This is a genomic window from Corallococcus exercitus, assembly GCF_003611585.1.
GTDB classification, from domain to species: Bacteria; Myxococcota; Myxococcia; order Myxococcales; family Myxococcaceae; genus Corallococcus; species Corallococcus exercitus.
In genome coordinates, this window is record NZ_RAVW01000521.1 from 1 (window position 1) to 6,117 (window position 6,117).

The 6,117-nt window shown below is 66.9% G+C and carries 5 protein-coding genes and 1 pseudogene; all 6 read left to right on the forward strand.

Annotated elements, in window-relative coordinates; translation table 11 throughout:
• Positions 1–203: pseudogene (locus D7W79_RS37505) on the forward strand (hypothetical protein); the annotation flags it as partial.
• A gap of 35 nt (positions 204–238) precedes the next feature.
• A complete protein-coding gene (locus tag D7W79_RS37510) occupies positions 239–1,381 on the forward strand; it encodes an acyl-CoA dehydrogenase (protein WP_120530068.1) in 1,143 nt (380 codons plus the stop codon).
• 8 nt (positions 1,382–1,389) lie between these two features.
• Positions 1,390–1,872 carry an AgmX/PglI C-terminal domain-containing protein gene (locus D7W79_RS37515; protein ID WP_120530069.1) on the forward strand — a complete coding sequence of 161 codons (483 nt, stop codon included), beginning with the start codon at positions 1,390–1,392 and terminating at the stop codon, positions 1,870–1,872.
• A gap of 19 nt (positions 1,873–1,891) precedes the next feature.
• Positions 1,892–3,037 carry an acyl-CoA dehydrogenase family protein gene (locus tag D7W79_RS37520; protein WP_120530070.1) on the forward strand — a complete coding sequence of 382 codons (1,146 nt, stop codon included), beginning with the start codon at positions 1,892–1,894 and terminating at the stop codon, positions 3,035–3,037.
• A 271-nt stretch (positions 3,038–3,308) separates the two neighbouring features.
• Entirely contained in the window at positions 3,309–5,015 is a 1,707-nt protein-coding gene (locus D7W79_RS37525) for a 30S ribosomal protein S1 (protein ID WP_120530072.1), read from the forward strand.
• A gap of 122 nt (positions 5,016–5,137) precedes the next feature.
• Positions 5,138–6,117: LysM peptidoglycan-binding domain-containing protein (locus D7W79_RS37530; RefSeq protein ID WP_120530071.1), on the forward strand; the 980-nt coding region annotated here is incomplete at its 3' end.

Genomic DNA, 6,117 nt, shown 5'->3' on the forward strand with positions numbered 1-6,117 from the left:
GGGTGGCCGGGGTGGGGCTCACCTACGACCTGATTGAACGGCACCGGGACACCCAACCCTGGACGGTGTCGGTGGTGGTGCGCAGGGCGTGGACGGACGCTGGGGCTCGCACGGACGTGTCCTTCGACGTCACGGTGCCGCTGGCGATGTTCTTTGGGACCCGGATTCCTCCTCCCGGGGACGGGGGGACGTCTTCGGAGTAGCCCCGGGGCGGACCCCGTACTATGGGAGGTCCACCATGAACTTCGAGCTGACCGACATCCAGCGCGAGATCCAGCGGCTGTGCCGCGAGTTCGCCGCCAAGGAACTCATCCCCAACGCCCGCAAGTGGGACGAACAGCACGCCTGGCCCACGGACGCGGTGAAGAAGCTGGCGGAGCTGTCCCTGCTGGGCATCGCCGTGCCGGAGGAGTGGGGCGGCGCGGGCCTGGACAACGTCTGCTACGCCATCGCCATGGAGGAGATTTCGCGCGGCTGCGCCTCCACCGGCGTCATCATGAGCGTGAACAACTCGCTCTACTGCGACCCGGTGTCCAAGTTCGGCACCCCCGAGCAGAAGGAGCAGTTCCTCAAGCCCTTCGCCAGCGGCCAGAAGATCGGCTGCTTCGGTCTGACGGAGCCGGAGGCCGGCAGCGACGCCGCCGCCCAGAAGACCATCGCCGTGAAGCGCGGCGACGAGTACATCATCAACGGCTCCAAGAACTGGATCACCAACGGCCCCAAGGCCGACGCCATCGTCCTCATCACGATGACGAACAAGGAAGCGGGCAACAAGGGCATCACCGCGTTCCTCGTGCCCACCAACACCCCCGGCTTCACCCGCGCGGAGCCCGACAAGAAGATGGGCATCAGCGCCGCCTGGTCCTGCTCCATGTTCTTCGAGGACATGCGCGTGCCGGAGAAGTACCGCCTGGGCAAGGAGGGCGAGGGCTTCAAGGTCGCCATGTCCACCCTGGACGGCGGCCGCATCGGCATCGCATCCCAGGCGCTGGGCATCGCGCGCGCGGCCTTCGAGGAGGCGGTGCGCTACTCCGGTGAGCGAAAGACGTTCGGCAAGCCCATCCGCGACCACCAGGCCATCCAGTTCATGATCGCCGACATGGCGATGGAGATCGACGCGGCCCGGCTGCTCGTGTGGCGCGCGGCGCTGATGAAGGACAAGGGCGTGCGCCACAGCCCGGAGAGCGCCATGGCCAAGCTGTACGCCAGCGAGATGGCCAGCCGCGTGGCCAACAAGGCCCTGCAGATCCACGGCGGCATGGGCTACAGCAAGGAGATGGACGCCGAGCGCCACGTGCGCGACGCGCGCATCACGGAAATCTACGAGGGGACGAGCGAGATCCAGCGCATCGTCATCTCCGCCAACCTGCTGAAGGAGTAGTCACCGGTATGAAGCGCGCGCTCCTCCCCGTGCTGTTCCTGTCCCTGGGCCTGGCGTCTCCGCTGGTGCTCGCCCAGGGCACGTCGTCGAAGAAGAAGGCCACGTCCGCCACGGCCTCCAAGGCTCCGGCGGCCGAGACCCCGGCCACGGCCCCCAAGAAGGACGACGGGCTGGACGTCAGCAAGCTGCCCTTCACCCCGGACTCCATCCGCCAGGTGATGGCCCACCACATGCCTCGCATCCAGGAATGCTACGAGGACCACATGGTGGAGAAGGACAAGAAGGTGGAGGGCCTGCTGCGCACCACCTTCACCATCACCGCGGAGGGCACCGTGCGCAGCGCGAAGATCGACAAGCACGGCAGCACGCTGAAGGACGCGGGGCTCAACGACTGCGTGGTGGCGGTGCTGTCGTCCATGGACTTCCCCAAGCCCCCGGACGGCCGCGACCACCCCATCGAGTACCCGTTCAACCTCAAGGCCATCGAGTAGCGACCAGGACACCTCGCCCGTGAACTTCGACCTCACCGAGACCCAGACGCTCATCCGCGACACCGCGCGCAAGTTCGCCCGCGAGCGCGTGGCCCCGCACGCCCGCGCCGCGGACCGCGAGGAGCGCTTCGACCCGGAAGTCTTCAAGGCCCTGGCCGAAGTGGGCCTGCTGGGCGTGAACCTGCCGGGGAAGTACGGCGGCGCGGAAGCGGGCGTCGTGTCCTACGCCCTGGCCATGATGGAGATGGCCGCCGCGGACGCCTCCGTGTCCGTGGCCATGGCCGTCACCAACATGTGCGGGGAGCTCATCCACGCGGCCGGCAACGACGCGCAGCGGGAGAAGTACGTCACGCGCATCACGTCGGGTGAGGCCATCGTCGGCGCGTTCGCGCTGAGCGAGCCGCACGCGGGCTCCGACCCCGGCGCCATGCGCACCACCGCCGTGAAGCGCGGCGACGTGTACGTGCTCAACGGCAGCAAGCAGTGGATCACCTCCGGTGCCTACGCGGGCGTCATCGTCGTGTGGGCCCGCACGGGCCAGTCCGGCAACAAGGGCCTGTCCTGCTTCATCGTGGAGGGCGGCGCGAAGGGCCTCCACGTGGGCAAGCACGAGGACAAGATGGGCCTGCGCGCGTCCAACACCGTGGGGCTCACCTTCGAGGACTGCGAGGTCCCGGCGGCCAACCTCCTGGGCAAGGAGGGCGACGGGTTCCGTCTGGCCATGATGGCGCTGGACGGCGGGCGCATCGGCATCGCGGCGCAGGCGTGCGGCACGGGCCGCGCGGCGCTGGAGGCGGCCGTGTCGTACACCAAGGACCGCAAGGCCTTTGGTCAGGCCGTAGCGGACATGCAGGGCCCGCGCTTCATGATGGCGGACATGCGCACACAGCTGGACGCGGCGGAGCTGCTCACCCTGCGCGCCGCCGCCCTCAAGGAGGCCGGCCAGCCATTCACCCGCGAGGCCTCCATGGCGAAGCTGTTCGCCAGCGAGATGAGCAACAAGGTCGCGGACAAGGCCGTGCAGCTGCACGGTGGCTACGGTTACATCGACGAGTTCCCGGTCGAGCGTTACTTCCGGGACGCCCGCGTGCAGACCATCTACGAGGGCACCAGCGAGGTGCAGCGGATGGTCATCGCGCGGGAGACATTCCGGCGCGAAGGGTAGCGCTCCGCCTGTCCCACATAGGGCGAGCGGGCAGGGGGCGGCGGCAGGGTAGGACAGATGCGGACCCGGCCGGCCGTTCATAGAACACGGATCACCACATGGCGCGGCGCCCCACTTGACTCCCGGAAACCCAGGTGTCTAGGGTGCGCGGCTTCCAACCAGCCTTGCGTCCCTGTTCGAGGGACAATCGCGGTTTCCCGTCGCTCCCCGCAGGCGGCCGCGCACCCATCTCAACAGGGGGCAGTTGTACCGTTCCAAGGACTTCCACTTCATGCAGCAGAACGTGAACCAGCAGATCGACGGCGGTGACGAAGACTTCGCGGCGATGTTCGAGGCCTCGCTCAAGGAGCGTGGCGGCGACGGAATCCTGAAGGAAGGCGAGATCGTCAAGGGCACGGTCGTGCAGGTGACGAAGGATTTCGCGATCGTGGACATCGGCTACAAGTCCGAGGGTCAGGTCCCGATCTCCGAGTTCACCAATCCCCGCGGGGAAGTCACCGTCAAGTCCGGTGACCCCGTCGAGGTCCTCCTGGAGAGCCGCGAGAACGACACCGGCATGGTCGTCCTCTCCAAGGAGAAGGCCGACAAGATGCGCATCTGGGACGAGATCTCCGCCGCGTGCGAGCGTGATGAGATCGTCAAGGGCACCATCGTCGGACGCGTGAAGGGCGGCCTCTCCGTCGACATCGGCGTGAAGGCGTTCCTCCCCGGCTCCCAGGTCGACATCCGCCCTGTGCGCAACCTTGACCAGTACATCTCGAAGGAATTCGAGTTCAAGGTCATCAAGTTCAACAAGAAGCGCGGCAACATCGTCCTCTCTCGCCGCGTGCTGCTGGAGAAGCAGCGCGAGGAGATGAAGAAGGAGACCCTCAAGAACCTCAAGGAGGGTGCGGTCCTCAAGGGCGTGGTCAAGAACCTCACGGACTACGGCGCCTTCATCGACCTCGGCGGCATCGACGGTCTGCTCCACATCACCGACATGTCCTGGGGCCGCATCGGTCACCCCAGCGAGATGTTCAACGTCGGTGACGAAGTGCGCGTCGTCGTCCTCAAGTTCGACCCCGCGCAGGAGCGCGTCAGCCTGGGCCTCAAGCAGATCCAGGAGGACCCGTGGCACCGCGCCGACGAGAAGTACCCCGTCGGTACCCGCGTCGCCGGCAAGGTCGTGTCCATCACGGACTACGGCGCGTTCATCGAGATCGAGCAGGGCGTGGAGGGCCTGGTGCACGTGTCCGAGATGTCCTGGACCAAGCGCCTCAAGCACCCGTCCAAGATCCTGGAGGTCGGCCAGACGGTGGAGGCCGTCGTCCTCGACATCGATCCGAAGGCCAAGCGCATCGCGCTGGGCATGAAGCAGATCGAGCAGAACCCCTGGACGCTGCTCGAGGACAAGTACCCGATCGGCTCCGTCATCAAGGGCCAGATCCGCAACGTCACCGACTTCGGCGTGTTCGTCGGCGTCGAGGAGGGCGTAGACGGCCTGGTGCACGTGTCCGACATCTCCTGGACCCAGCGCATCAAGCACCCGGGCGAGATGTTCAAGAAGGGCGACGAGGTCGAGGCGGTGGTCCTCAACATCGACGTCGAGAACGAGCGCTTCAGCCTGGGCATCAAGCAGCTCCAGCCGGACCCCTGGGAGACCCTCTCCGAGCGCCTGCCCGTGGGCAGCCGCGTGAAGGGCAAGGTCACCAAGGTCACCGACTTCGGCGCGTTCGTGGAGATCGAGCCGGGCATCGAGGGCCTCGTCCACGTCTCCGAGCTGAAGGAAGAGCGCGTGGAGAACCCCCGCGACGTGGTGAGCGAGGGCCAGGATGTCGAGGTGAAGCTCATCGACATCAACACTCCGGACCGCAAGGTGGCGCTGTCCATCAAGGCGCTCATCGGCGAGGGCGAGGACTACCGCGAGTACCTGCGCAAGCAGGCCGAGGGTTCCAAGGCCCGCCTGGGCGACGTCATGGCCTCCAAGCTGAAGAAGTAGTCAGCAAGGCAGCTCTGACGTGAAGAAGCGGCCGGGTTCCCGAAAGGGGCCCGGCCGCTTTCTTTTGCCGTGAATGCAAAACAATCCGGACAGGCGCGACCTCTACGCCAAGGGGGACGCACTTGACGACCATCACCATCCAGAAGGGCCAGACGCTCGGCCGGCTCGCGAAGCAGCACCACACCAGCGTGGAGACGCTCGCGAAGCTCAACCAGCTGAAGGACCCGAACAAGATCATCGCCGGCAAGAAGCTGATCGTGTCTCAGGACACCTTCACGGCAGCGAAGCCGGCGACGAAGCCACAGGTGGCGCCGCAGCAGCAGGGGCAGACGGACGGCCCCGCGGTGACGCCCAAGACCGTGGCGAACCCGGGAGACGGCTTCGACGCGGGCAGCACCCAGCAGGCGCAGACGCCGCAGCAGACCCAGGCCGCCGTCTTCACGAAGAACGGCCGCACGTTCCCTTCGAGCAACGGCTACCCGCTGTACTCCCAGAACAAGACCGCTGGCGAACACGAGCCCTGGGCGAAGCTGCCGATGGGGAGCTCGAACGTCGGCGCGATTGGCTGCGCGATGACGGCCGTCACCATGGGGATCAGCGGCATCTCCGGTCAGACCATCACGCCGGATCAGAGCAACAAGCAGGTCAACAAGGTGGGTGGGTTCACCGCCGGAGGGGCGCTCGAAGGCAAGGGGTGGAGCTCCATGGGCGCGTTGACGACGCCTCCGGTGACCGTCACCCGCAGGCCGAAAAATGAAATCTGGACCGCGAACCGGGTGGACCAGGAGCTCGCCGCGGGGCGTCCGGTGGTCATGGAGGTCGACTACAAGACCGGCCCGAAGGGGGCTCGCAAGCCCGGGCACGACGGCCAGGGTGACCACTGGATCCTCGTCACCGGCAAGACGGCCGACGGCAAGTACATGGCCAACGACCCGGCGTCCGGCAAGCAGATCACCCTGCAGCGTGGGGCGAACGGAAAGCTCGAAACGCCCCAGGGCATGGGGGGCTACTCGTCGTACCAGACCACCGGCCAGGTCACGACCTTCGACCGCGGGCCCGCGAAGCGCCCGGCCACCCCCACCGCCCCCACGCAGCCGAAGTC